This window comes from Motiliproteus sp. (assembly GCF_965230735.1).
Classification (GTDB): Bacteria; Pseudomonadota; Gammaproteobacteria; order Pseudomonadales; family Balneatricaceae; genus Motiliproteus.
The window spans coordinates 1200019-1224532 of record NZ_OZ246016.1 but is presented as its reverse complement, the minus strand read 5'-3'; the positions used below and the strand labels follow the sequence as shown (position 1 = coordinate 1224532).

Here is a 24514-nt window from a genome sequence, read left to right as displayed (position 1 = left end):
ACAGTACGACGCGACTAATCAGCCCAGTCTTATACTAGGCGGATTGAATCAGACGCCGGGGAATTAAGACCCCGTTATCTGAAACCTGCCCCAACCCGAGAAAGCGCCCTTCAATGGCGCCCGTTTCGGGTTCGGAAAAAATCAGTACCGGATCGGCAGTCGCGGCTCCACAACGAATCTTCTGCCCATGCCCCAGCCTTACGGCCTGTCCGGCATCGACAATCACTCGCGGCAGATCGGCCACGGCGGTCCAGGGCGCTAATAATAACGCATCCAGCGCCTTCAGGTCGCGCTGTTTTTCGCCATTCGCGGCGATTGTATCGGCCGCTTTCTCCGAGCTGTTAGCCGAATCCATCTCAGAAGCGGCAGCGACACGTTCCAGCTCGTCGAGGCTCAGCATCATATCGGCCTTGTAAGGACCGGAATCGAGCCGACGCAACATACTGACATGGGCGCCACAGCCCAGAAGCAATCCCAGATCCTCGACAATGGAACGGATATAGGTGCCCTTGGAACAATAGACTTCCAGGTCCAGCTCGGCTTGTTCTGGACGGTAATCGAGCAGCTCGACCTGGTGAATGGTCACCCGTCTCGGCTTGACCTCGACCTTCTCACCACGACGCGCCAACTTGTACAACGGCTGCCCCTTGTGCTTAAGGGCCGAAAACATCGACGGTACCTGCTCGATCTCGCCAGTGAAATTCTGCTCCAGCAGTTCCAAAATCTGTTCGCGGGAATACTCGCCAACGGGTCGGGTCTCGACCACTTCACCATCGGCATCGCTGGAATCGGTTCGAATGCCCAGCTTAGCGGTGGTGCGGTAGCGTTTGTCGGCATCAAGCAGAAACTGGGAAAACTTGGTCGCCTCCCCCAGGCAGATCGGCAGCATACCAGTCGCTAGTGGATCCAGCGCCCCGGTATGACCCGCCTTGGCAGCACCATAGAGGCGCTTGACACGTTGCAGCGCGTGATTGGAGCTGATACCGCCGGGCTTATCCAGCAACAGCACTCCATCGATCGCGCGGCCTTTACGGCGTCGGGCCAACTCAGCCTTCTCCGCCGTGATTGTCGGTAGAGCCCTCTGAGGCGCTGTCGGCACCGGCATCACCGCGATCGCCCTGACGCTGCTTGTCCTCGGACACCGCCTGTTCGATCAGCGAGGACATGTAGTTGCCCCGCATCACCGATGCGTCATAGTGGAAGCGCAGCTGCGGAACCACTCGCATCTTGATCGCCTGAGCCACCCGACCGCGCAGGAAGCCGGCAGCCCGATTGAGAATCTTAACCGACACCTCGGCCTGTGCTTGGGCTTCCTCGTTGCCCATCACGGTCACGTAGATATCGGCGTAGGACAGATCGCGGGACACTTTGGCCCCGCTGACGGTCACCAGACCCAAACGCGGATCCTTGACCTCTTGCTGGATCAGCTGAGCCAGCTCACGCTGGAGCTGCTCGGCGATCCGTTGGGTACGACTGAACTCTCTGGCCATAATGATTCCAGCTTATTACAGCTGACGGGCTACCTCAGTCACTTCGAACACTTCGATCTGGTCACCGACCTTCACGTCGTAATTCTTCACCCCGATACCACATTCCATGCCGTTGCGAACTTCCTGGACGTTGTCCTTGAAGCGACGCAGCGAGTCAAGCTCGCCCTCGTGGATAACCACGTTGTCGCGCAGTACGCGGATCTTCTTGCTGCGGTAAACGATACCTTCGGTAACCATACAGCCAGCAACCTGACCAAACTTCGGCGAGCGGAACACCTCGCGAACTTCGGCGATACCAACGATATCTTCGCGCAGTTCCGGTGCCAGCATGCCCGACAGCGCCTGCTTCACGTCGTCGATGATGTCGTAGATAACGCTGTAGTAGCGCATATCCACTTCTTCTTTCTCGACCAGCGCCTTGGCACTGGCATCGGCACGGACGTTAAAGCCGAAGATAACCGCGTTGGAAGCCAGCGCCAGGTTGACGTCGCTCTCGGCGATACCACCCACACCACTGGAGACCACGTTGACCTTCACTTCGTCGGTAGCCAGGTCGACCAGCGCACTGGTCAAAGCTTCCAGCGAGCCGCGTACGTCGGTCTTTAGAACGATGTTAAGGGTCGCAACTTCGTTGGCGCCCATGTTGGCAAACAGGTTATCCAGCTTGGCCGCCTGCTGACGGGCCAGCTTGATCTCTTTGTATTTGCCCTGACGGAAGTTGGCCACTTCACGGGCTTTACGCTCGTCGGCGACCACGGTGAACTCGTCACCGGCATCCGGTGTTCCGTCCAGACCCATGATCTCAACCGGAATCGACGGACCGGCTTCTTTAACCGGTTTGCCGTTTTCATCCAGCATCGCCCGGACACGACCGTAGTTCAGACCCGCCAGAACGATATCGCCCTGACGCAGGGTACCGTTCTGGACCAGCAGGGTGGCAACGGTACCACGCCCCTTGTCCAGACGGGATTCAACCACGACCCCCTTGCCCGGTACGCTTGGTACCGCTTTAAGCTCAAGCATTTCTGACTGCAGCAGTACCGCATCCAGCAGTTCGTCGATACCTTCACCGGTTTTGGCCGATACCGGGATAAACTGAACGTCACCGCCCCAGTCTTCCGGCACGACCTCTTTGGCAGCTAGTTCGGTCTTAACCCGATCCGGATCGGCGGCTTCTTTATCGATCTTGTTGATCGCAACCACCAGCGGTACACCGGCAGCGCGGGAGTGCTGAATCGCTTCCTCGGTTTGCGGCATCACGCCGTCATCGGCGGCAACTACCAGAATAACGATATCGGTTGCTTTGGCACCACGGGCACGCATCGCGGTAAAGGCGGCGTGTCCCGGAGTATCCAGGAAGCTGATCATGCCGTGGTCGGTCTCAACGTGGTAAGCACCGATGTGCTGGGTAATACCACCGGACTCACCAGCGGTGACGCGGGTGTCACGGATGTAGTCCAGCAGCGAGGTCTTACCGTGGTCAACGTGACCCATCACGGTAACAACCGGCGCACGACTCTCTTCCTCACCCTCGTAGCTGATATCGTCCAGAACCCGATCTTCGATGCTGGATTCGTCGGCGATGGTCGCCTTGTGGCCCATCTCTTCAACCACCAGCGTGGCGGTATCCTGATCCAGGACCTGGTTGATGGTCGCCGGCGCACCCATCTTGAACATCACCTTGATGATCTCGGCCGCCTTGACGCTCATCTGCTTGGCCAGCTCGGCCACCGTGATCGCTTCCGGAATCGCCACTTCACGGACCACCGGAGCGGTCGGCTTGGCGAAGCTCTGTTGCAGCTGAGCCGGTGCCTTCAGCTTGGTACGCTTCGGCCCCTTCATACGACGGTCGTCGAATGAAGCATCGAAGCCCTGACCACGCTTAACACCACTCTTAGGCTTGGCGCTACGCTGGTCAGCTTTACGAGTTTCTTTGCGCTTGGGCGCCTCTTTGCGAGCCGGCGCTGCCTCTTTCTTCGGTGCCGGCGCTGCCTTGGCCTTAGCCTTGGCTTCCTGCTCCGCTTTCAGGCGTGCCTCTTCAGCCGCCTTGGCCGCTTCCTGCTCCGCTTTCTTGCGCTCTTCCTCGGCCTTGGCCGCCGCCTCGGCTTCTGCCTTACGCTTAGCCGCCGCTTCCGCTTCGGCCTTCAGACGCGCTTCCTCTTCCAGTCGCGCGGCTTCTTCTTCAGCCTGACGATCTGCGGCACTGAGGTCCTCACGCTTGACGTAAGTGCGCTTTTTGCGCACCTCGACGTTAACGGTCTTCTTGCTACCACCGACCTTCAGGGTGCTGGTGGTTTTGCGCTTGAGGGTAATCCGACGCGGCTGCGCCTCCTCATTGCTCTCACCGTGACTGCGCTTTAGATGCAGCAGCAGGGTTTGCTTCTCCTCGTCGGAGACGCTGTCTGCCTGGGCGCTATGATTGAGCCCGGCGTCTTTCATTTGTTGAAGTAGGCGCTCAACCGGAACGTCTACCACTTCGGCAAGTTCCTTAACTGTCAGCTCTGCCATTGAATTGGTGCTCCTGTTGAATCGTTACTCTGCATCCGCGAACCAAGGCGCGCGGGCTGTCATGATCAGTTCACCGGCCTTGTCTTCGGTCATATCTTCAATCTCCATCAGATCGTCGATCGACTGTTCAGCCAGGTCTTCCATAGTGATAACGCCTTTGCTGGCCAGTACAAAAGCCAGGTGACGGTCCATACCGTCCATGTTGAGCAGATCATCCGCCGGCTCAGCGTCATCCAGTTTCTCTTCGGACGCCAGCGCCATATTCAGCAGCGCGTCCTTGGCACGGGAACGAAGCTCATTGATGATCTCTTCGTCCAGGCCTTCAATTTCAAGCATCTCTTCCAGCGGGACGTAAGCCACCTCTTCCAGCGAGGTGAAGCCTTCCATCACCAGCATCTCGGCGAACTCTTCGTCGATATCCAGATGCTCAACAAAGGTCTCGGCGATACCGGCTGACTCTTCCTGCTGCTTGGCGGACACTTCTTCGTCGGTCATGACGTTCAGTTCCCAACCGGTCAGCTCGCTGGCCAGACGGACATTCTGGCCACCACGACCGATCGCCATCGCCAGGTTATCCTCTTCCACCGCCACGTCCATCGAGTGGCGATCTTCATCGATGATGATGGAGGCGACTTCGGCCGGTGCCATCGCGTTGATGACCAGCTGGGCCGGGTTGTCGTCCCACAGGATGATATCGACCCGCTCACCGTCCAGCTCACCGGAAACGGCCTGGACCCGCGAACCGCGCATACCGACGCAGGCACCAACCGGATCGATACGGCCGTCGTTGGTCTTCACCGCGATCTTGGCTCGAGAGCCCGGATCCCGGGCCGCGCCACGAATCTCGATCACCTCTTCGGAGATCTCCGGCACTTCGATCTTGAACAGCTCGATCAGCATCTCCGGAGAAGTACGGCTCAGGAACAGCTGTGGGCCACGGCTTTCGCTACGGACTTCCTGCAGCACCGCACGAACCCGATCGCCCATCCGGAAGGTCTCACGACCGATCAGCTGGTCACGACCCAGCAGCGCTTCGGCGTTGTTGCCCAGATCCACGATGACATTGTCACGGGTGACCTTCTTAACGGTACCGCTAACCAGTTCACCGACCCGATCCAGGTACTCTTCAACCACCTTGGCACGCTCGGCTTCGCGAACTTTCTGGACGATAACCTGCTTGGCGGTTTGGGCGGCGATACGGCCGAACGCGATCGACTCGACCTGCTCTTCGTAGACATCACCGGCGACCAGCGCAGGATCCTTCTCGTGGGCCTCTTCCAGCGTCAGCTCGGTACCCAGTTGCGCCAACTCATCATCCGGCATAACCCGCCAAGTACGGAAAGTTTCGTAATCGCCACTGTCACGATCGATCAGGACGCGAATATCGGCTTCCTCGTCATAACGCTTTTTGGTCGCGGTTGCCAACGCCAGCTCAATCGCCTCAAAAATCACGCTTTTGGGGACATCTTTCTCGTTGGATACGGCTTCAACAACCAGAAGAATCTCTTTATTCATTCCACTGCCTCTTCAAACTCCGGTTATTCGAACCGGGGCACGACATTCGCTTTGTCAATACTGTCGATCGGCAGCAGGTACTCATGCTGATCGACCTCAATAACAACATCCTCATCCTCAACGCCCTTTAGCAGGCCGCTGAATTTGCGCCGTCCTTCATAAGGACTGCGCAGGCGTACTTGGACCTGGTGACCAACATACTGAGCAAACTGCTCCAGCGTAAACAGCGGGCGATCCATACCCGGAGATGAAACCTCCAGGGTATATTCCGTGCTGATCGGGTCTTCTACATCCATTACGCCACTAACCTGACGACTAACGGCTGCGCAATCGTCTACCGAAATACCGGCCTCGGCGTCGATAAAAATCCGCAACACGCTATGACGCCCCTGGGAAGCGAAGTCGATTCCCCAGAGCTGATAGCCGAGCCCGGTCACTACCGGCTCGATCAGCGCATTGAGCTGTTCATTTTTGGTTGCCACTTACACCTCAACCGTGCTTATTCCAGAAACAAAAAATGGGTCAAAGACCCATTTCTCAAAAAACCGGCCACAGTACTAACCGCCCGGCTTTTTTGCGCCTAACAAAAAGCCCCTTTTAAAGGGGCTTTTTGTTTTAAATCTGCCTCTTAAATTCAGCCAGGCTATCGAGCCTGCCAAATTTGCGGAACAGAGTATAAAACCAGCAACCGGCTTATTCAAGTTCGGTTGCTTTAAGGTTGGTGCCGAGAGCGGGACTTGAACCCGCACGACCAATAGGTCACTACCCCCTCAAGATAGCGTGTCTACCAATTCCACCACCTCGGCAAATCTGATTGTCAGCCGCTGCTGTTAGTCGGCTGTGGGCACGTCAGATGACGGCTTCGACTCTTCCAGCGCAGGTGCTTCGATCGGCTGTTCTACCACGACCGGCGTCGGGACTCCTTCTTCGGCAATCGCACCCGCCTTCTGCTTGGCGTAGACCGCCAGCGCAAAACTGGTCAGAAAGATACCGGTCGCCATGATTGCGGTCAGCCGGCTCAGAAAACTGGCCGAACCCTGACTACCAAACATGGTCTGGGACGCACCGCTGCCGAAAGCCGCACCGGCTTCCGCACCTTTTCCCTGCTGCAGCAGAACCAGCGCGATCAGCGCGATTGCCAGCAGCACGTGAGCAATAAGAACAATACTCTCAATAGCTTCCATAGTTACAACCCGTCCGTCACTTCAGCTTTATTGGTTCGTCGCTGCGCGACAGATCGTGACAAAATCTTCTACTTTCAGCGAGGCACCGCCGACCAGACCGCCATCGATGTCCGCCATCGAGAACAGGGTCTCCGCATTACCCGCATTGACACTGCCGCCATACAAAATCAGCAGTTGCTCGGCGATTGCTGCATCGTTCTGCGCTACCTGAGCACGAATCTGGCCGTGTACTTCCTGAGCCTGATCCGGAGTCGCCGTCTTACCGGTACCGATCGCCCAAACCGGCTCATAGGCCACAACCGCCTGTTCCAGGGCTTCGACGCCCAGGGCATCAAGAACGGCGCCCAACTGGGAAGCGATCACTTCCTGGGCCCGGCCCTGCTCTCGCTCCTCCAGGGTTTCACCGACACAAAGAATCGGCGTTAGCCCCGCTTCACGAACCGCCTGATATTTGGCAACAACCTGAGCATCCGTCTCGCCGAACAGACTGCGGCGTTCGGAGTGCCCTACGATCACATATCGACAGCCCAGCTCCTTAAGCATGGAGACTGAGTTTTCGCCGGTGTAAGCACCCGAATCAAATTCACTCACGGTTTGAGCGCCAAGCTCAATGTTTGAGCCATCGATCAGGTCACCGACTCGATCGAGGAAAACCGCAGAAGGGCAAACCGCAACATTCACACCGGAAACGCCAGAAAGCTGAGCTTTCAGCCCAGACAGCAGCTCCGCAATACTCGACTGCGAACCATTCATTTTCCAGTTACCGGCAACCAGCAGCTGTCGCATCTTCCCTACCCCTCTCTCAAGCGGGTCGCAATACTAAACAAGTTACCCTGAAGTTACAAGGAAATTTGCCATGCTATGCGGCGCATTTAAAAGCCCATATATGACGGTTCGGTACAGCCCAGCGAGACGCTGCAACTCAGACCTGAATTGCCCGCTCGACCTCGCCAGCCAACTGCTCGGACAGCTGACGAACCTTGGCAAGATCACCACCTTCGACCATCACCCGAACCACCGGTTCGGTGCCCGAAGGGCGCAACAGCACCCGCCCTTGTCCATCCAACGCCTGCTCAACATCACGCACGGCCTGCTGCACCTTTGGCAACTGAGTCGGATCACTCTTCTGCAGCAGACGCACATTGACCATATGCTGGGGCAGCTTGTTCATACTGGCCTTGAGCTCCGCCAGAGTCCGCCCCTGGCTGACCATTGCCTGCAACACCTGCAAAGCTGCCACGATACCGTCTCCCGTGGTGGTCAGATTCCGGCAGATGATATGCCCCGAGGATTCACCGCCGAGACTCCAGTCATGACTGGCCAACTCTTCCATCACATAGCGATCGCCAACTTTGGCACGCACAAACGGAATAGCATGCTGCTTTAACGCCAGCTCCATCCCGAAGTTACTCATTTGAGTGCCGACCACACCACCTTGTAACTGACCTTCGGCCTTCAACGCCAACGCGATGATCACCAACAGCTCGTCGCCATCGACCTCTTCACCCTGGTGATCGACCATGATCAGGCGATCACCATCGCCATCAAACGCCACCCCAAGATCAGCCTTCTCGGCCACAACGATCTTGCGCAGCAGTTCCGGTGACGTTGAACCACAGCCTTCATTGATATTGATACCATCCGGTGCGGTCGACAGCTCCAACACTTCGGCACCCAGCTCACTCAGCACTTTCGGGGCGATATGGTAGGTGGCACCGTTGGCGCAATCGACCACGATCCGAAGTCCTTTCAAGGTCAATCCCCGGGGCACGGTTCCTTTGCAAAACTCGATATAGCGGCCAGCGGCATCTTCAACCCGACGCGCCTTACCCAACGAAGCCGAATCGGCCGTGGTCATCGCCAGATCCATCTGCGCCTCGATGGCAGTTTCAATCTCGTCAGGCAGTTTGGTGCCGTTAGCGGAAAAAAACTTGATGCCGTTATCGGCATAATGATTGTGGGAGGCACTGATCACGATACCGGCATCGGCGCGGAAGGTCCGGGTCAGGTACGCGATCGCCGGCGTCGGCATCGGACCCAGCAACAGCGAATCAACCCCGGCGGCCGCCAATCCGGCCTCCAGCGCAGACTCGAACATATAGCCCGAGATCCGTGTATCTTTGCCGATCAGGATCTTGCTGCGCCCCTGGCGCGCAAACACCTTGCCGGCCGCCCAACCCAGCTTAAGAACAAAGTCCGGGGTGATCGGAAACTCACCCACCTGCCCACGAATACCATCGGTACCAAAATATTTTCTAGACACGCCAACCCTTCCTCTTACTCTATGCGTCTGCCTGCATCACCGCCTGACAGACCTTGGCAACATCCTGTGTTGCCTCCACATCATGCACCCGCAGAATCCAGGCACCCTTGACCAACGCCAACGCCGCCGCCGCCAAGCTGCCGTACAACCGCTGATCAACCTCTTTATCCAACAGGGCACCAATCATCGACTTACGCGAGACCCCCACCAGCAACGGCGCACCCAACGACTGCAACCGATCCAGCCGCTGCAGAAGCTGTAAATTATGCGCCAGGCTCTTACCAAAACCAAAACCGGGATCAAGCAACAGCTGCGTTGAATCAATACCCGCATCAACGCAAGCCTGCATGCGCGATTGTAGAAACTCCCCGACCTGCGCGACCACATCCTGATATTCGGGGGCATCCTGCATCGTTCGGGGCTGGCCCTGCATATGCATCAAACAAACCGGCAGCCCACTGGCGGCTGCCGCCTGCAAGGCGCCGTCGCGCTGCAGCGCCCGAACATCATTGATCAGACCGGCACCGACCGCCGCGCTGTGTTCTATTACCGACGCGGTACTGGTATCCACCGACACCACCACATCAAACTCGGCCGCCAGCGCTTCAACCACCGGCACCACCCGATCCAACTCCTGCTGCTCGGATACCGGATCTGCGCCGGGGCGGGTCGACTCGCCACCGACATCCAACAAAGTCGCACCGGCATCAACCATCGCTGCTGCGCGATGCAACACGTCGTCCAACGCGACCCGGCCACCCTGATACAACTGTCCCCCATCGGAGAAGGAGTCCGGCGTTACGTTCAGAATCCCCATCACCTGAGGCGTATCTAGCGGCAACTCGCGCGTGCCGAAACGGAACATATTGGCCATAGCCACCCTGTAATCACGAATCTTCAAACAAGAAAAAGGCCGACCCAAGGTCGACCTTTCATGAGGATCAGACAACCGGATCAGTGAATCGGCTTATCCGGTGCTTCCATCCCCGACTCGGTATCGTCATCGGACTGATTATCCGACAGCGAATCACTGATGGTCTCATCGCTTTCGGCGGTTTCACCACCGGAACGATTATTGTCATCCTCCCAGCCCTCCGGCTCGGATACCGGCTGACGCGCCATCAACTGATCGATCTGGTCCGAATCCAGAGTTTCGTATTTCATCAACGCCTGGGTCATCGACTCAAGAATATCGCGGTTATCGGTCAGAATCTGCTCGGCACGGGCGTAGCAATCATCGATAACCTGGCGGACTTCCTGGTCGATCATCTTGGCGGTTTCCCCGGAAACTCCCTTGCCCGGCTGCCCCGGTGCACGCCCCCACGGATCGGCGTCTTCGTCATCGTACAACAGCGGCCCCAGCTTCTCAGACAGACCCCATTTGGTCACCATACTGCGAGCCAGCTGGGTAGCGCGCTGAATATCGTTGGAAGCCCCTGTGGTCACGCCATCGGCCCCCAGAGTCATCTCTTCGGCGATCCGACCACCATAGAGACTACAGATCTGGCTCAAAATCGACTGACGAGAGTGGCTGTAGCGATCCTCTTCGGGCAGGAACATGGTGACACCCAGGGCTCGACCACGCGGGATAATCGATACTTTGTAAACCGGGTCATGCTCAGGGACCAGTCGCCCGACAATCGTGTGACCGGATTCGTGGTAGGCGGTATTCAGGCGCTCGGCGTGAGACATCACCATCGAACGGCGCTCTGCCCCCATCATCACCTTGTCTTTCGCCTTCTCAAAGTCATCCATGCTGACGGTACGCTTGTTGCCCCGCGCCGCAAACAGCGCCGCCTCGTTCACCAGGTTGGCCAAGTCAGCACCGGAGAAACCCGGAGTTCCTCGCGCAATCACATCCGGCTTGACGTCGTCAGCCAGCGGCACCTTGCGCATATGAACCTTAACGATCTGCTCCCGACCACGGATATCCGGCAAGCCAACCACCACCTGACGGTCGAAACGTCCCGGACGCAACAAGGCTTTATCGAGCACATCGGGGCGGTTGGTTGCCGCGATCACGATAATGCCTTCGGTACCTTCGAAACCATCCATCTCAACCAGCAGTTGGTTCAACGTCTGCTCGCGCTCGTCGTTACCGCCGCCCATACCGGCCCCCCGGTGACGACCGACCGCATCGATCTCATCGATAAAGATAATGCACGGTGCCTGTTTCTTGGCCTGCTCGAACATATCCCGAACCCGGGAAGCACCCACACCAACGAACATCTCAACGAAGTCGGAACCGGAGATGCTGAAGAAAGGCACCCGCGCTTCGCCGGCGATCGCCTTGGCCAGCAGGGTTTTACCGGTACCCGGCGAGCCGGACATCAGCACCCCTTTGGGGATATGTCCACCCAGACGATGGAACTTGCCCGGATCCTTCAAGAATTCAACCAGCTCTTGAACCTCTTCCTTGGCCTCTTCAACCCCGGCCACATCGGCAAAGGTCGTTTTGATCTGATCTTCACTGAGCAGGCGCGCCTTGCTCTTACCGAACGACATCGGGCCGCCTTTGCCGCCACCGCCGCCCTGCATCTGGCGCATAAAGAACATAAACACGGCGATGATCACCAGAATCGGGAAGCTAGCCACCAACAGCTGGCTCCAGATGCTCTGCTGCTCCGGCTGTTTACCCTCGATCACCACCCCGTGGTTGTAGAGGTCATCGACCAGTTTCGGATCCTGCAGCGCCGGACGAATGGTCACGAAGCTACCGCCGCTCTGCAGATCACCACGAATTTCGTAGCCATCAACCACGACCCGGCTGACCTGGTCGTTACGAACCTGCTCGATAAACTGCGAATAGCTGAGCTTGTTGGATTCAGGCTCAGTGTTGAAATTGTTGAAAACCGTCAACAGCACTGCGGCGATAATCAGCCACAGCACCAGGTTTTTAGCCATGTCGTTCAAGCGAAGCTCCTCTAGCTACTTCTTAGCGCCGTCCATTGAATGCGAATCGACAGCGCTCTGCACTTCTACCTTAGCCTCTATCCCTTGAAACCGCGGCAGAGCTGATAAATTTCCCGCGAACGAGCGCGGGACGAATCGGGTTTACGCGACTGCACTTTGGCAAAACTCTGGCGCATCTCAGCCAACAGCGCATCAAAACCCTCTCCTTGGAATACTTTAGCCAGAAAAACCCCGTTCGGCTTTAAAACCTGACGGGCCAGATCCAGCGCCAACTCGACCAGATAGATCGAACGCGGTTGATCGATCACGTTCATACCGCTCATATTGGGGGCCATATCGGAAATTACAAGGTCTACCGGACGCCCATCGATAGCATCGAGTATCTGTTCGTACACCGACTCCTCGGTAAAATCCCCCTGAATAAAGGTTACGCCGGCCAACGAATCCATCGGCAAGATATCCGACGAGATCACCAAACCCTCGTCACCAACCCGCTCTGCAGCCACCTGCGACCAGCCTCCGGGCGCGGCCCCGAGATCAACCACCGTCATCCCCGGCCGGAACAACCGGTCCTTCTCATCCAGCTCGACCAGCTTGAAACTGGCCCTGGAGCGGTATCCTTCGTCCTTGGCCCGTTGGACATAGGTGTCATCGAAATGTTCCTGCAGCCAACGGCCACTACTCTTTGATCGCGCCACAAATTTTCCGTTCTGATCAGTCACGCCGCGCTACTAAGCGCCGCTGGAGTGGGGTAAAATTGCTGGTTTCCCGCCCGATGCCTAAATCCGCGACCGGAACACCGATGTGTTTCAGGCTACCGCGACGGCTCGGCCAGTAACGCTAAACCGAACGTATCATTATGAGCCTATCCGCCACGCAAAAAAAGCACTTCCGCAGCCTGGGACACCGTCTCAACCCGATCGTCACCGTCGCCGGCAACGGCCTCTCCGAAGGGGTTCAGCTTGAGATCGACCGCGCCCTGGAAGATCACGAACTGATCAAAGTGAAGTTCAACGTCGGTGACCGCGAGGTTAAGAAAGCCCTGATCAGCGAACTGTGCGATCAGACCCAGGCTGAACTGGTTCAACAGATCGGCAATATTGCCCTGCTTTACCGCGCCGCCGAAGAGCCTGACCCGAAGCTATCCAACCTGATGCGATAAAGCCGCAATACTCAGCGACACATCGAAACAACTTCACCCCAACCACAATAAGGTAGCCCCGATGCCCGCGCTCACCCCGACTCTCACCCTGGCCATGGACTTGATTACCCGCCCTTCGGTCACCCCCGATGACCAAGGCTGCCAGGAACTGCTGATCCAGCGCCTGGAGAAGCTGGGCTTCGAGATCGAGCGCCTGCCGTTTGAGGATGTCACCAACCTCTGGGCACGACGCGGCAATGACGGCCCCGTGTTCTGCTTCGCCGGCCACACCGACGTGGTCCCGTCCGGTCCAGTCGAGCGCTGGAGCCACCCTCCGTTCGAGCCGCAGATCCACGAGGGCAACCTGTACGGCCGAGGTGCGGCGGATATGAAAGGCAGCATCGCCGCCTTTATGACCGCACTGGAGCGCTTTATCGAGCACCATCCCGACCATCCCGGGTCGATCGCCCTGTTGATCACCTCGGATGAAGAGGGAGACTTCATCAACGGCACCACCCGCGTCATCGACGTACTGGAAGCCCGCAATGAAAAAATCGACTGGTGCATCGTCGGCGAACCCAGCAGCACCAAAAAGGTTGGCGACGTGATCAAGAACGGTCGTCGCGGCTCGATCAGCGGTGTCTTGACGGTGCACGGCAAGCAAGGCCATGTGGCGTACCCGCACCTGGCCCGCAATCCGGTCCACCTGGCCGCACCGGCACTGGCCGAACTGTCCGCCGAAGTCTGGGACCAGGGCAACGATTACTTCCCGCCGACCAGTTTCCAGATCTCCAACATCCATGCCGGCACCGGCGCCACAAACGTAGTTCCGGGCGAACTGGAGGTCAAGTTCAACCTGCGCTTCTCCACCGAACTGACCGCTGAGCAGATCAAGCAACGCGTTCACGCCATTCTGGATAAGCACCAGCTCGACTACGCCCTTGATTGGGTACTGTCCGGCAACCCGTTTATCACCGGCGAAGGCGCCCTGGTTGAAGCCTGCCAGGCCAGCATCAAGGCAATTACCGGACGGGACACCGAGCTATCTACCTCCGGCGGCACCTCCGACGGTCGCTTTATCGCCCCGACCGGTGCCCAGGTAGTCGAACTCGGCCCCTGCAACGCCACCATCCATCAGATCAACGAGCATGTCCGCGCCAAGGATCTGGATACCCTGTCAGAGCTTTACGAGAACATCCTCGCCCGACTGTTTAGCGAAGTCCGGGCAAGCGAGTGATTGAGTCTTGACCGAATCTCCGGCTCACAACAACCTCAGCTGCCCGCTGTGCAGGCAGCCTTTGGCCGCCACCGCAGGCGGGGTCGCCTGCGGCAACAACCACAGCTTTGACCGGGCCCGACAGGGTTACCTGAATCTGCTGCCGGTACAGAACAAACGCTCCCGCGCCCCCGGCGACGATGCCGCCATGGTCAACAACCGACGCGAGTTTTTGGCGCTGGGGCACTACCAGGCACTATCCGACGCCATCAATCAACAGCTGTTGAACCACCTCGAGATCGACAGCAACGCTAATATTCTCGACAGCGGCTGCGGCGAAGGCTATTACAGCGCTCGCCTTCAACAAGCCTTGGCGCACCTCCAGACTGCCCTGGTCAGCGCCATCGATATCTCCAAACCCGCGATCCGAGCCGCCTGCCAGCGCAGCAAGCAGATCCAGTGGCTGGTCGCCTCCAGCCGCCAGCTTCCACTACTGCCGGCCAGCCAGGATGCCATCCTGTGCCTGTTTGCTCCCACCAGCCGGGACAGCTTTGCCAACGTTCTGAAGCCCGACGGACTGCTGCTGGTCGCCACCGCCGGCGAAGACCATCTGATCGAACTGCGCGAGCTGATCTACCCTGAAGTCAAACGACGCTTCTTCGATCCAACCGACAGCCTTCATCCGGCATTCAAGCCTATCGAGACGCAGCAGGTCCAATATCGGTTCAAACTCGACAACAACCGGGCCATCCTGCAGCTACTGGCTATGACCCCGCACCAATGGCGCGCCGACGAAGCCGCTCGCCAACGCCTGCAGCAGACCGAGCAACTGGAGCTGACGCTGGACGTTCGCTTGCAGCTTTACCGGAACGTTAGCGCCCAGAGTCACGCAACCGATGCGACTCTCTAAAGGTTTCCAGTCCTGGCTGACCCGCCAGACCGAAAATCCACGCCGCAACCTGAACCGGGTACTCGCCGGCGCCACGTTGTTTTTTGCCGGACTGGGACTGATCTATTACGCCGAGAAAGCCCTTCCCAGCTCACTGGCTCAGGAGATCACCGCCCTGGCCGGACTGGCGTGCCTCGCCGGCGGCGGTATACTGGCCGCTATCGGCTACCTCAGCCTCAGCCTTCTGCGAATTATCAGGTTTATCAGCAATGACCCAGACCAGCACTGAACGCCACCCGGATATCGAGATCTACATCAAGCAGCGCTCGGTGGAACAGATCAATGCCTGGCTGGAAGCGGAATTCGACCAACTGGAATTACAGCAGCAGCGAGGCCAGACCTACCGCTATCAGGCGAGCCTCAACGGCATCTTGATTCCCATCACGCTGATCGATCGCGCCGCCAAGGATTTCAGCAGCCTCTGGTTTGATTCGGATAACACCCGCTGGCCGCAGGATCTGGATTGCGCGCGCCATGCCTGCCAACAACTGGGGACTGAAATCCGCTGCATCGCTTCAGGCTGGAAGGAAGGGGATGAACCGGACGAGTGGTGGTCGGTTAAAGAAGACGGCGAACAACAGATACTCTGGCGCGGCTAGATACTCGCCAAGAGTCACCCAGAAAAGCACACACCCGAAAAGAAGAGAGATCAGGCCGCCACCTGGACCGAAGACTCCTGGATCTCACCCACCATGTCGTAGCCCTTGGCCAGCACCGCCGCCTGTGACAACGGCAACTGATCAGACGACTCCGAATCTTCTGCAGCCACCGTGGCCGCATAGCGCCCGGACAGCGGCACGGTATCGAGCCAGGACACCAGCATCTGCAGATCGCCAGGCCGCTCGTCTTGAAGAGCCTGTCCCATTCGACCAACCAACTCTGGGGTATACAGGTGATTTCGATCCAGCCTGGACGGCACATCAGCTTCCGAAGCCGGCTCACTCGACAGCTGACGAGCCCAATCCTGCGACGCTGAAATCATGCTCAACATCATCGCGAACTGAGCGCCATCCGAGCGCCGCACTGCCGGGCTGACGCCAGCATGGAGCGCTTCTATACGGGCATTAACTATCTCTTCAGAACGCATGACTTCTATCCAAACAACCGCCAACCACCATCCGATAGGGATCGGCGCCAGGTCATAACCCCGACAACAGCGGCGTAGCCAAAGAATCGGCCAAGCGGCGTTGATCTTTAGCCTTTCTACCCAACAGAATAGCACTCGACTTCTCCTTAAAGCCGGCTATGATGCGGACTAAATCCGTACCCGATCGTCCCGGAGATTCCTGATGTCCCGCTACCGCCCACCGGCCAAACCCAGCAGCAAGTACATTACCGCCGAAGGTGAGCGCAAACTGACCGAGGAGCTGAAGTACCTGTGGAAGATCAAACGCCCCCAGGTCACCGAAGCGGTTCGCGAAGCGGCAGCCCAAGGGGATCGCTCCGAAAACGCCGAATATATCTACGGCAAGAAACAACTACGCGAAATCGACCGACGAGTCCGCTACCTCAGCAAGCGGCTCGAAGATATTACCGTGGTTGACCGGATACCCGCCGAAACCGACAAAGTTTTCTTTGGCGCCTGGGTTACTCTGATCGACGAGGAAGATCATGAGGTCTGCTATCGAATTGTCGGCCCGGACGAGATCGATACCGACAAAAGCTATATCAGCATGGACGCCCCCCTGGCACGCGCACTACTGAAAAAATCGCTGGATGACGAAGTCGAGGTACAAACCCCAAACGGCACCAAACACTACGAAATCATCCAGATCAGCTACCACCCGCCGAATCAGGACAACGGATAGATCGAGACCCATCCCAGCTCACGATCAGCAACCCTCCCAGCAAAACCCGACGACCCATAGCCTGCCACGATGAACCGCATAAAAATAAAACTGATCAGCACCCTGTTATTCACCTGCCTACTGCTCGGCGCCATCGTCTACTTGATGACCCCACATATGATCAAGCACGAGCTGACCGAGGACGCGCTCAAGCCCACCATCAGAGCTTATCAGCAGACAATCGGACAGTATCAACAAGCCCACCCATCCTGGGGCACACCCCAGGACGCCAAACGCTTCGCCCTGTTCGCCGCTGCGCATCTTGATGCCGAGTCAAAACCTCAAGCCAGCCACCAGATCGACAGCCTGGTTATTGACCACAATGGCCACAGCCTTAGCAGCACTCCCGACCACCAACCCGGGGATAAGATCAGCCTCGGTATTTTCGATGATCCCGAAAAGATCAAAATCGACGACAAGATTGTGGCCTACATCAGTCCGATCGACGAAATCCCGCTATCCGCCTCGGACAAGACTTACCTGCACAGCGTGGAAGAGACCCTGCAGTTCTCACTGCTGGTTGCGATCGCCATGATCCTTCCGCTGGCCGCCTGGAAGGGCAGCCAGATAACCCGCTCACTGAATCAGCTGATTGAGGCTGTCAACAGAATGGCGGAAGGCGACCTGCAGCAACAGGTGAAGATCAACGCCCGAGATGAGATCGGCCTGCTGGCCAACGCGTTCAATTCGATGAACACACGCTTGGTCAATGCCTACCGGGAGCTGGAAGAATCCCACCAGCTGATTGAGCAACAAGCCAAACAGCTCAAAGAACTCAGTATCAGGGATGAACTGACCGGCCTCTATAACCGGCGCTTTTTTAATGAAGAAGCCCAGCTACTGCTGTCCAACGCCACCCGTTACCAGCATCCTTTAGCGGTAATCCTGGCCGACATCGATCATTTCAAGATGATCAACGACAACTTCTCCCACACCATTGGCGACCGAGTCCTTCAACAGGTCTCCGAGATTCTGCTCAGAGAGATCCGCAGCAGCGATCTGGTTGCACGCTACGGCGGAGAAGAGATGGTCTTTATCCTGCCCAACACCAACCAGGCCAAAGCCATCGAGATGATGGACAGAATCCGCCGGCGAATCGAACAGCACCCCTGGCACAAGACCGCCCCCGGCCTTGCCGTCACCATGAGCTTCGGCATCTGCGCCGACAACTCGGTTGAACAGCTTCAAGCACGCCTGGAGCAGGCAGACCAACAGCTCTACCGCGCCAAACACGAGGGACGTAACCAGGTCTGCGTCAACCAGTAGTCCCACCACCCCGGAAACTATTCCGGGGCAATTCAAAAACCTTATCACCCCGCACAAACCCACCACAGCTTTGCATACCACACAGGTGCAAACTAAGCCGAGAAGCCGGAAATCAAGAGATTGGCATAAAAGAAAGAAGATGGAGAGTTATGCAGGGTAATGCGTCGCTACCCCTTCCACCAGGACTGTTATCAGGACGCGCTAACAGTGCGTCGCAGCTAAGCTGCTAGGTTCGAACCAGCAGGCTCTCATCCTGCACAACAGGCAGACGCAACCATTGGTCGAGACCAGTACACAGAAATCAGACTGAGAAGAAGAAGAAGATGGTGGGTTGTACAGGATTCGAACCTGTGACCAATTGGTTAAAAGCCAACTGCTCTACCAACTGAGCTAACAACCCACTCAGGCCCCGGACGGGACTAACGATGAAATTCGGATGGTGGGTTGTACAGGATTCGAACCTGTGACCAATTGGTTAAAAGCCAACTGCTCTACCAACTGAGCTAACAACCCATTCCGAATTCCCAACCTGAAGACTGGTAGAAACCTTCAGGCGGACGCTTATTTTTTCGTGGCTCCCCGAGCTGGACTCGAACCAGCGACCAATAGATTAACAGTCTACTGCTCTACCAACTGAGCTATCGGGGACCAACCGAAAAAATGGCGGAGGAGGAGAGATTCGAACTCTCGGTAGGCTATTAACCTACGCCGGTTTTCAAGACCGGTGCATTCAACCGCTCTGCCACCCCTCCGCAGCGAGGTGCGCATATTACCGCATCCAGCCCGGGTGTCAACCGCCCCGAAACACTTTTTTTAACAATGCCGAAAGCCGATAACTGTGAGCTGAAAACCCGACGCCATGACGGTCAAAAAATAGGCTACCTTTTCCTTGGTCCGGCAATATCTCCGGACGACCTATTGGGCAAAAAACGATCGCAAAACCAAACAGTTTGTTTTAGATATTTTACAGCCGTAAATAATCTTCAATTTTCATGCTTGTTATTATTGACGGCTGTTAAAAAATTTGCATTAAGCGTCGCGCTGACGGTAAGGTTAGGCGCTTATGAGCAGCCCGACGGCACGATCTAAATCAAGTTGTTAGCGGCCCCGCTCAAAGGATCGAAAAACCTCGCCTTCGGACCCTGTCTGACGGCAAACAAAAACAGAACAATATCGGGAAAGTCGAGAATGAACTTCAAGAAAACACTCCTCGGACTGGGTATTTCTACCATGATGCTGGGCGCCACCGTGGCTCAGGCAGAGATCAAGGTTGCGCTGGCAGGCCCTGTTACCGGTCCGGTCGCGCAGTACGGCGACATGCAGTTCATCGGTGCCAAGATGGCGATCGAGCAGATCAACAAGAACGGCGGTGTGAATGGTGAAAAGCTGGTCGGCGTGGTATACGACGACGCCTGCGATCCCAAGCAAGCCACTGCGGTAGCCAACAAAATCGTTAACGACGGCATTCAACTGGTTGTAGGTCACCTGTGCTCCAGCTCCACCGAGCCGGCTTCCGACATCTATGAAGATGAAGGCATCCTGATGATCACCGCGGCTTCAACCAGCCCGAGCATCACCGAAAAAGGCTACCAGCTGGTATTCCGCACCATCGGTCTGGACAGCCTGCAGGGTCCGTTTGCCGCTGGCCACATCATCAACAACATCAAGCCGCAGCGCGTTGCCGTTATTCACGACAAGCAGCAGTACGGCGAAGGTCTGGCCACTTCCGTTAAGAACGAACTGGATAAGGCCGGCATCAACATCGTGATGTTCGAAGGTGTGACCTCTGGTGACAAAGACTTCTCCGCGCTGATCGGCAAGCTGAAGAAAGAAAACGTCGACTTCGTTTACTACGGCGGCTACCACCCGGAGCTGGGCCTGATCCTGCGTCAATCCAAAGAGAAAGGTTTCGGTGCTCAGTTCATGGGACCAGAAGGTGTGGGTAACCCGGACATCACCGCCATCGCCGGTGAAGCTTCCGAAGGCCTGCTGGTCACTCTGCCGAACAGCTTCGACCAAGACCCGAAGAACGCTGCTCTGGTTGACGCCTTCAAAGCCAAGAACGAAGACCCCAGCGGTGCGTTCGTATTCCCGGCCTACTCTGCCGTGCAGATCATGGCTGACTCCATCACGGCTGTCGGCGATGTCGACACCTACAAGATGGCCGAGCACATGCGCGCTAACAACTTCGCCACTCCGACCGGCGAACTGGCCTTCGACGCCAAAGGCGACCTGAAGGAGTTCAGCTTCGTGGTCTACAACTGGCACAAGGACGGTTCCAAAACTGCCGTCAAGTAAGCGATAGCTAGTCCTGATAAAACACCCTCTTTCACAAGAAGAGGGTGTTTTTTATTAAGGACCCTACAGCCACTCAGTCTTTTAGGGTTCCCTAAGGGTCACAAGTCCTATGCAAGAACAACTGCTCTATTTCGTTCAGCAGCTGCTGAACGGCCTGACCATCGGTAGCACGTACGCATTGATCGCGATCGGCTACACCATGGTTTACGGCATCATCGGAATGATCAACTTCGCCCACGGCGAGGTTTACATGATCGGAACCTATGTTGCTTTTATCGTCATCGCCGGCCTGACTTACTTGGGACTGGAAAGTCTGCCGCTGGTCTTCCTGGCCGCCCTGCTGGTCAGCATGATGGTTGCCGCCACCTACGGCTTCACCATCGAGCGCGTTGCCTACCGCCCGCTGCGCGGAGGCCCGCGTCTGCTGGCTCTGATCTCGGCGATCGGGATGTCGATATTCCTCCAGAATTTTGTCCGGCTCGCCCAGGGCTCCCGAGATATCGCGATGCCAAGCCTGGTAACAGGCGGCTGGACCTTCGGTAGCCCCGATACCTTCGAGGCCAGTCTGTCGTATATGCAGGTGATCATCTTTGCCGTCACGCTGATTACGATGGGCGCACTGACCCTGTTCATCACCAAATCGAAATGGGGCCGAGCCTGTCGCTCCTGCTCTCAGGATCTGGGGATGACCAACCTGCTGGGGATCAATACCAACAACATCATCGCCCTGACCTTTGTGGTCGGTGCCGCGCTGGCCGCCGTCGCGGGTCTGCTGCTGGGCATGTATTACGGTGTGGTAAACCCCTATATCGGCTTTATCGCCGGTCTGAAAGCCTTCACCGCGGCAGTACTCGGCGGCATCGGCTCCATTCCGGGCGCGATGCTCGGCGGCATCCTGCTGGGCACCACCGAAGCCATGACCTCGGCCTACTTCTCCAGTGAGTATAAAGATGTGGTCGCGTTCGGCCTGTTGATCCTGGTGCTGCTGTTCCGCCCCAGCGGTCTGTTGGGCAAGCCTGAGGTGGAGAAGATCTGATGAATAGAACACTCTACCCGGCTATTTTTGCCGCCATCGTCACCCTGATCCTGACCAGCATGATGCTGGGGATCAAGCTAAAGACCGAAGGGATCAACCTGACCCTGCACTCGGCCGAAAGCTCCACCTGGACCATGATTTTCGTGGCCACCGCGGTGGTGTTCCTGTTCCAACTGTTCCGCAATCAGTTGACCGGACTGGTCAAACTGCCGACGCTTCCGACCGTTGAGAGCATGCTTCCCGAAGGTCAGAAAGGGGACCGGATCAAGACCCTGGCGGTCTGCTTTATCGTCGCCGCAGCGCTGATCTGGCCGTTCTACGCCAGCCGTGGCGCGGTCGACCTGGCCACCCTGGCGCTGATCTACATCATGCTCGGCCTGGGCCTTAACATCGTGGTCGGTCTGGCCGGTCTGTTGGATCTGGGTTACGTCGCCTTCTACGCCGTCGGTGCCTACACCTACGCGCTGCTGTCGCTGTACTACGACGTCTCCTTCTGGGTTGCGCTGCCGATCTGCGGCCTGCTGGCGGCTCTGTTCGGCTTCCTGCTGGGCTTCCCGGTGCTGCGACTGCGGGGTGACTACCTGGCGATCGTGACCCTGGGCTTCGGTGAGATCATCCGGATTCTGCTGCTGAACTGGACCGACGTCACCGGCGGCCCCAACGGTATCAGCCGAATTCCGAAGCCGGATATCTTCGGCCTCGAGTTCTCCCGCCGTGCCAAGGACCCGGACAACATGCCGTTCCACGAGTTTTTCGGCATCGCCTACGACCCCAGCCACAAGGTAATCTTCCTCTACCTGCTGGCGCTGCTGCTGGTGCTGATCACCGTTTATGTGATCAACCGCCTGACCCGGATGCCGATCGGTCGTGCCTGGGAAGCTCTGCGTGAAGACGACATCGCTTGTCGCTCGCTGGGTCTGAACCCGACCGTGGTCAAACTGACCGCCTTTACCATCGGCGCCAGTTTTGCCGGTTTCGCCGGTTGTTTCTTCTCCGCTCGCCAAGGCTTTATCAGCCCTGAATCGTTCGTATTTATCGAATCCGCCATCATCCTGGCGATCGTAGTACTCGGCGGCATGGGCTCGCAGCTGGGCGTGATTCTGGCCGCCATTATTCTTACGGTACTGCCGGAGCTGGCCCGTGAATTCCAGGAGTACCGGATGCTGATGTTCGGTCTGTTGATGGTGTTTATGATGATCTGGAAGCCGCAAGGCCTGGTCCCGATGAAACGCCCCCATCTGGAATTAAGCACCGGAGATAAAGCCAAATGAGTAGAGCACTGCTAGAAGTATCCGGCCTGTGCATGCGCTTCGGCGGTCTGCTGGCGGTTAATAACGTCAGCCTGTCGGTGCATGAGAAAGAGATTGTCTCGGTGATCGGCCCCAACGGTGCCGGTAAAACCACCGTATTCAACTGCATCAGCGGATTCTATAACCCGACCCAGGGCACCATCCTGTTCGACGGCGAAGAGATCGCCGGCCTCAAGGGTCACAAGATTGCCCGCAAGGGCATGGTGCGCACCTTCCAGCACGTTCGCCTGTTCAAAGAGATGACAGTGATCGAAAACCTGCTAGTGGCGCAGCACATGCACATGAACACCAACCTGATGGGTGGTTTCCTGAAGACCCCGGCCTACCGCAAGTCGGAGCAGCGAGCGATGGAAAACGCCGCCTTCTGGCTCGATAAGGTCAACCTGCTCGAGTTCGCTAACCGCGAAGCCGGCAACCTGGCCTACGGCCAGCAGCGCCGCCTGGAGATCGCCCGCTGCATGGTGACCCGTCCGCGCCTGCTGATGCTGGATGAACCGGCCGCCGGCCTGAACCCGAACGAGACCAAGGAGCTGGATCAACTGATCTGTAACCTGCGCGACGAGTTCGATGTCTCTATCCTGCTGATCGAGCATGATATGGGACTGGTTATGGGCATTTCCGACCAGATCGCGGTCATCAACCAGGGCACACCGCTGGCCAGCGGCACCCCGGCCGAGATCCGTGATAATCCGGATGTCATTAAAGCCTATCTGGGTGAGGAGTAAGCCGGGATGAGCCAAGATTCAATGTTGAAACTGGAAAACGTTTCCACCCATTACGGCCAGATCCAGGCACTCCACGATGTGTCACTGGAGGTTAACAAGGGTGAGATCGTTACTCTGATCGGCGCCAACGGTGCCGGCAAGTCGACCCTGATGATGACCGTCTGTGGTGATCCGCGTGCCAGCGGCGGCAAGATCTTCTACGAAGGCCAGGAGATCACTGCTGAACCGACCGACAAGATCATGCGTAACGGCCTGGCCGTGGTCCCTGAAGGGCGCCGGATCTTCTCAGCCATGACGGTGGAAGAGAATCTCAGCATGGGCGGTTTTTTCACCCCCAAGGAAGACTACGACCGCAACATGGCCCACGTCTACGAGCTGTTCCCGCGCCTGAAGGAGCGCGAGAACCAGCGTGCCGGCACCATGTCCGGCGGCGAGCAGCAGATGCTGGCGATCGGTCGTGCACTGATGAGCAACCCGCGGATGCTGTTCCTGGACGAACCATCGCTGGGTCTGGCGCCGATCATCATCCAGCAGATTTTCGATATCATCTCGATGCTGCGCGATGATGGGGTCACCATCTTCCTGGTCGAGCAGAACGCCAACCAGGCCCTGCGGATCGCCGATCGCGGCTACGTGCTGGAGAACGGCCGCATCGTGCTGCAGGATACCGGTGAAGCCCTGCTGACCAACGACGAGGTGCGCAACGCCTATCTGGGCGGCTAACCCCATCGTCTGCCGGAGCGGCCCGTCCCGCTCCGGCAGCTATCTATCCCCCCCATTCGCCTCGCAATCATTATTGAAGCGCCTTACTCCGCCGCAAAACTTCAGCAAACCCTAATTTATCGGACTTTAT

Annotated in this window: 24 protein-coding genes and 5 tRNA genes; 12 read left to right on the top strand and 17 right to left on the bottom strand. The window is 57.4% G+C overall.

What is annotated here, in order from left to right:
- Positions 1-34: 34 nt before the first annotated feature.
- The 12 genes from truB to rlmE form a co-directional block, all read right to left on the bottom strand.
- A complete protein-coding gene (truB, locus tag ACO05M_RS05810; RefSeq protein WP_421868784.1) occupies positions 35-1045 on the bottom strand; it encodes a tRNA pseudouridine(55) synthase TruB in 1011 nt (336 codons plus the stop codon).
- 1 nt (position 1046) lies between these two features.
- Positions 1047-1490, bottom strand: a complete 444-nt coding sequence (gene rbfA / locus ACO05M_RS05805; protein WP_421868782.1) for a 30S ribosome-binding factor RbfA — start codon at positions 1488-1490, stop codon at positions 1047-1049.
- Positions 1491-1505: 15 nt separating this feature from the next.
- Positions 1506-3998 (bottom strand): translation initiation factor IF-2, encoded by a 2493-nt coding sequence (infB, locus tag ACO05M_RS05800; protein WP_421868780.1) that lies wholly within the window; start codon positions 3996-3998, stop codon positions 1506-1508.
- Positions 3999-4022: 24 nt separating this feature from the next.
- Positions 4023-5513: a transcription termination factor NusA gene (gene nusA, locus ACO05M_RS05795; RefSeq protein ID WP_421868778.1), complete on the bottom strand. Its 1491-nt coding sequence runs from the start codon at positions 5511-5513 to the stop codon at positions 4023-4025.
- Positions 5514-5536: 23 nt separating this feature from the next.
- A complete protein-coding gene (gene rimP / locus ACO05M_RS05790) occupies positions 5537-5995 on the bottom strand; it encodes a ribosome maturation factor RimP (RefSeq protein WP_421868776.1) in 459 nt (152 codons plus the stop codon).
- Positions 5996-6232: 237 nt separating this feature from the next.
- Positions 6233-6319: transfer RNA gene (locus ACO05M_RS05785), tRNA-Leu, on the bottom strand.
- Between the two features lie 24 nt (positions 6320-6343).
- Positions 6344-6697, bottom strand: a complete 354-nt coding sequence (gene secG / locus ACO05M_RS05780; protein WP_421868774.1) for a preprotein translocase subunit SecG — start codon at positions 6695-6697, stop codon at positions 6344-6346.
- Between the two features lie 27 nt (positions 6698-6724).
- Positions 6725-7483 (bottom strand): triose-phosphate isomerase, encoded by a 759-nt coding sequence (gene tpiA, locus ACO05M_RS05775; protein WP_421868772.1) that lies wholly within the window; start codon positions 7481-7483, stop codon positions 6725-6727.
- Positions 7484-7619: 136 nt separating this feature from the next.
- Positions 7620-8960, bottom strand: a complete 1341-nt coding sequence (glmM, locus tag ACO05M_RS05770) for a phosphoglucosamine mutase (RefSeq protein ID WP_421868770.1) — start codon at positions 8958-8960, stop codon at positions 7620-7622.
- 19 nt (positions 8961-8979) lie between these two features.
- The gene (gene folP, locus ACO05M_RS05765; RefSeq protein WP_421868768.1) at positions 8980-9834 is read right to left on the bottom strand and encodes a dihydropteroate synthase; all 855 of its coding nucleotides are present in this window, start codon (positions 9832-9834) and stop codon (positions 8980-8982) included.
- An 80-nt stretch (positions 9835-9914) separates the two neighbouring features.
- Entirely contained in the window at positions 9915-11864 is a 1950-nt protein-coding gene (ftsH, locus tag ACO05M_RS05760; RefSeq protein ID WP_421870670.1) for an ATP-dependent zinc metalloprotease FtsH, read from the bottom strand.
- A gap of 86 nt (positions 11865-11950) precedes the next feature.
- A complete protein-coding gene (rlmE, locus tag ACO05M_RS05755; protein WP_421868766.1) occupies positions 11951-12571 on the bottom strand; it encodes a 23S rRNA (uridine(2552)-2'-O)-methyltransferase RlmE in 621 nt (206 codons plus the stop codon).
- Positions 12572-12732: 161 nt separating this feature from the next.
- Between rlmE and yhbY the strand changes: the two genes are divergently transcribed.
- The 5 genes from yhbY to ACO05M_RS05730 all read left to right on the top strand — a co-directional run bounded on the left by yhbY (position 12733) and on the right by ACO05M_RS05730 (position 15778).
- Complete coding sequence (gene yhbY / locus ACO05M_RS05750; RefSeq protein ID WP_421868764.1) at positions 12733-13035, top strand: ribosome assembly RNA-binding protein YhbY; 303 nt, start codon at positions 12733-12735, stop codon at positions 13033-13035.
- 61 nt (positions 13036-13096) lie between these two features.
- Positions 13097-14251, top strand: coding sequence for a succinyl-diaminopimelate desuccinylase (gene dapE / locus ACO05M_RS05745; RefSeq protein ID WP_421868762.1), 1155 nt, complete (start codon positions 13097-13099; stop codon positions 14249-14251).
- A gap of 7 nt (positions 14252-14258) precedes the next feature.
- Positions 14259-15140 carry a putative RNA methyltransferase gene (locus ACO05M_RS05740; RefSeq protein WP_421868760.1) on the top strand — a complete coding sequence of 294 codons (882 nt, stop codon included), beginning with the start codon at positions 14259-14261 and terminating at the stop codon, positions 15138-15140.
- Positions 15127-15408 (top strand): hypothetical protein, encoded by a 282-nt coding sequence (locus tag ACO05M_RS05735; protein ID WP_421868758.1) that lies wholly within the window; start codon positions 15127-15129, stop codon positions 15406-15408. Before ACO05M_RS05740 ends, ACO05M_RS05735 begins: the two co-directional genes overlap by 14 nt.
- Positions 15389-15778, top strand: a complete 390-nt coding sequence (locus tag ACO05M_RS05730; RefSeq protein WP_421868756.1) for a hypothetical protein — start codon at positions 15389-15391, stop codon at positions 15776-15778. Before ACO05M_RS05735 ends, ACO05M_RS05730 begins: the two co-directional genes overlap by 20 nt.
- 50 nt (positions 15779-15828) lie before the next feature.
- On the opposite strand, the gene ACO05M_RS05725 is transcribed toward ACO05M_RS05730, so the two are convergent.
- On the bottom strand, positions 15829-16266 hold the full coding sequence (locus tag ACO05M_RS05725; RefSeq protein WP_421868754.1) for a hypothetical protein: 438 nt from the start codon (positions 16264-16266) through the stop codon (positions 15829-15831).
- 202 nt (positions 16267-16468) lie between these two features.
- Between ACO05M_RS05725 and greB the strand changes: the two genes are divergently transcribed.
- Positions 16469-16987, top strand: coding sequence for a transcription elongation factor GreB (greB, locus tag ACO05M_RS05720; protein WP_421868752.1), 519 nt, complete (start codon positions 16469-16471; stop codon positions 16985-16987).
- A 69-nt stretch (positions 16988-17056) separates the two neighbouring features.
- Entirely contained in the window at positions 17057-18292 is a 1236-nt protein-coding gene (locus ACO05M_RS05715) for a GGDEF domain-containing protein (RefSeq protein ID WP_421868750.1), read from the top strand.
- Positions 18293-18616: 324 nt separating this feature from the next.
- On the opposite strand, the gene ACO05M_RS05710 is transcribed toward ACO05M_RS05715, so the two are convergent.
- The 4 genes from ACO05M_RS05710 to ACO05M_RS05695 all read right to left on the bottom strand — a co-directional run bounded on the left by ACO05M_RS05710 (position 18617) and on the right by ACO05M_RS05695 (position 19044).
- A tRNA-Lys gene (locus ACO05M_RS05710) sits at positions 18617-18692 on the bottom strand.
- Positions 18693-18729: 37 nt separating this feature from the next.
- Positions 18730-18805: transfer RNA gene (locus ACO05M_RS05705), tRNA-Lys, on the bottom strand.
- Between the two features lie 59 nt (positions 18806-18864).
- Positions 18865-18940 (bottom strand) — tRNA-Asn (locus tag ACO05M_RS05700).
- A gap of 13 nt (positions 18941-18953) precedes the next feature.
- Positions 18954-19044: transfer RNA gene (locus ACO05M_RS05695), tRNA-Ser, on the bottom strand.
- 436 nt (positions 19045-19480) lie between these two features.
- On the opposite strand from ACO05M_RS05695, the gene ACO05M_RS05690 reads away from it, so the two are divergent.
- From ACO05M_RS05690 to ACO05M_RS05670, 5 genes are all read left to right on the top strand, one after another.
- Complete coding sequence (locus tag ACO05M_RS05690) at positions 19481-20590, top strand: branched-chain amino acid ABC transporter substrate-binding protein (protein ID WP_421868748.1); 1110 nt, start codon at positions 19481-19483, stop codon at positions 20588-20590.
- Between the two features lie 109 nt (positions 20591-20699).
- Positions 20700-21626 carry a high-affinity branched-chain amino acid ABC transporter permease LivH gene (livH, locus tag ACO05M_RS05685; protein ID WP_421868746.1) on the top strand — a complete coding sequence of 309 codons (927 nt, stop codon included), beginning with the start codon at positions 20700-20702 and terminating at the stop codon, positions 21624-21626.
- On the top strand, positions 21626-22897 hold the full coding sequence (locus ACO05M_RS05680) for a high-affinity branched-chain amino acid ABC transporter permease LivM (protein ID WP_421868744.1): 1272 nt from the start codon (positions 21626-21628) through the stop codon (positions 22895-22897). The genes livH and ACO05M_RS05680 overlap by 1 nt, the downstream gene beginning before the upstream one ends.
- The gene (gene livG / locus ACO05M_RS05675) at positions 22894-23661 is read left to right on the top strand and encodes a high-affinity branched-chain amino acid ABC transporter ATP-binding protein LivG (protein ID WP_114697245.1); all 768 of its coding nucleotides are present in this window, start codon (positions 22894-22896) and stop codon (positions 23659-23661) included. The genes ACO05M_RS05680 and livG overlap by 4 nt, the downstream gene beginning before the upstream one ends.
- A 21-nt stretch (positions 23662-23682) precedes the next feature.
- Entirely contained in the window at positions 23683-24384 is a 702-nt protein-coding gene (locus ACO05M_RS05670; protein WP_421870667.1) for an ABC transporter ATP-binding protein, read from the top strand.
- The last annotated feature ends 130 nt before the right edge of the window (positions 24385-24514 follow it).

Coding starts and splice junctions, on each gene's coding strand:
- ACO05M_RS05680 (WP_421868744.1), top strand. CDS start 21,626: ATGAATAGAACACTCTACCCGGCTATTTTTGCCGCCATCGTCACCCTG.
- rbfA (WP_421868782.1), bottom strand. CDS start 1,490: ATGGCCAGAGAGTTCAGTCGTACCCAACGGATCGCCGAGCAGCTCCAG.
- yhbY (WP_421868764.1), top strand. CDS start 12,733: ATGAGCCTATCCGCCACGCAAAAAAAGCACTTCCGCAGCCTGGGACAC.
- greB (WP_421868752.1), top strand. CDS start 16,469: ATGTCCCGCTACCGCCCACCGGCCAAACCCAGCAGCAAGTACATTACC.
- ACO05M_RS05690 (WP_421868748.1), top strand. CDS start 19,481: ATGAACTTCAAGAAAACACTCCTCGGACTGGGTATTTCTACCATGATG.
- ACO05M_RS05715 (WP_421868750.1), top strand. CDS start 17,057: ATGAACCGCATAAAAATAAAACTGATCAGCACCCTGTTATTCACCTGC.
- livG (WP_114697245.1), top strand. CDS start 22,894: ATGAGTAGAGCACTGCTAGAAGTATCCGGCCTGTGCATGCGCTTCGGC.
- folP (WP_421868768.1), bottom strand. CDS start 9,834: ATGGCCAATATGTTCCGTTTCGGCACGCGCGAGTTGCCGCTAGATACG.
- dapE (WP_421868762.1), top strand. CDS start 13,097: ATGCCCGCGCTCACCCCGACTCTCACCCTGGCCATGGACTTGATTACC.
- secG (WP_421868774.1), bottom strand. CDS start 6,697: ATGGAAGCTATTGAGAGTATTGTTCTTATTGCTCACGTGCTGCTGGCA.
- ACO05M_RS05725 (WP_421868754.1), bottom strand. CDS start 16,266: ATGCGTTCTGAAGAGATAGTTAATGCCCGTATAGAAGCGCTCCATGCT.
- ftsH (WP_421870670.1), bottom strand. CDS start 11,864: ATGGCTAAAAACCTGGTGCTGTGGCTGATTATCGCCGCAGTGCTGTTG.
- infB (WP_421868780.1), bottom strand. CDS start 3,998: ATGGCAGAGCTGACAGTTAAGGAACTTGCCGAAGTGGTAGACGTTCCG.
- livH (WP_421868746.1), top strand. CDS start 20,700: ATGCAAGAACAACTGCTCTATTTCGTTCAGCAGCTGCTGAACGGCCTG.
- tpiA (WP_421868772.1), bottom strand. CDS start 7,483: ATGCGACAGCTGCTGGTTGCCGGTAACTGGAAAATGAATGGTTCGCAG.
- ACO05M_RS05735 (WP_421868758.1), top strand. CDS start 15,127: ATGCGACTCTCTAAAGGTTTCCAGTCCTGGCTGACCCGCCAGACCGAA.
- ACO05M_RS05730 (WP_421868756.1), top strand. CDS start 15,389: ATGACCCAGACCAGCACTGAACGCCACCCGGATATCGAGATCTACATC.
- ACO05M_RS05670 (WP_421870667.1), top strand. CDS start 23,683: ATGTTGAAACTGGAAAACGTTTCCACCCATTACGGCCAGATCCAGGCA.
- nusA (WP_421868778.1), bottom strand. CDS start 5,513: ATGAATAAAGAGATTCTTCTGGTTGTTGAAGCCGTATCCAACGAGAAA.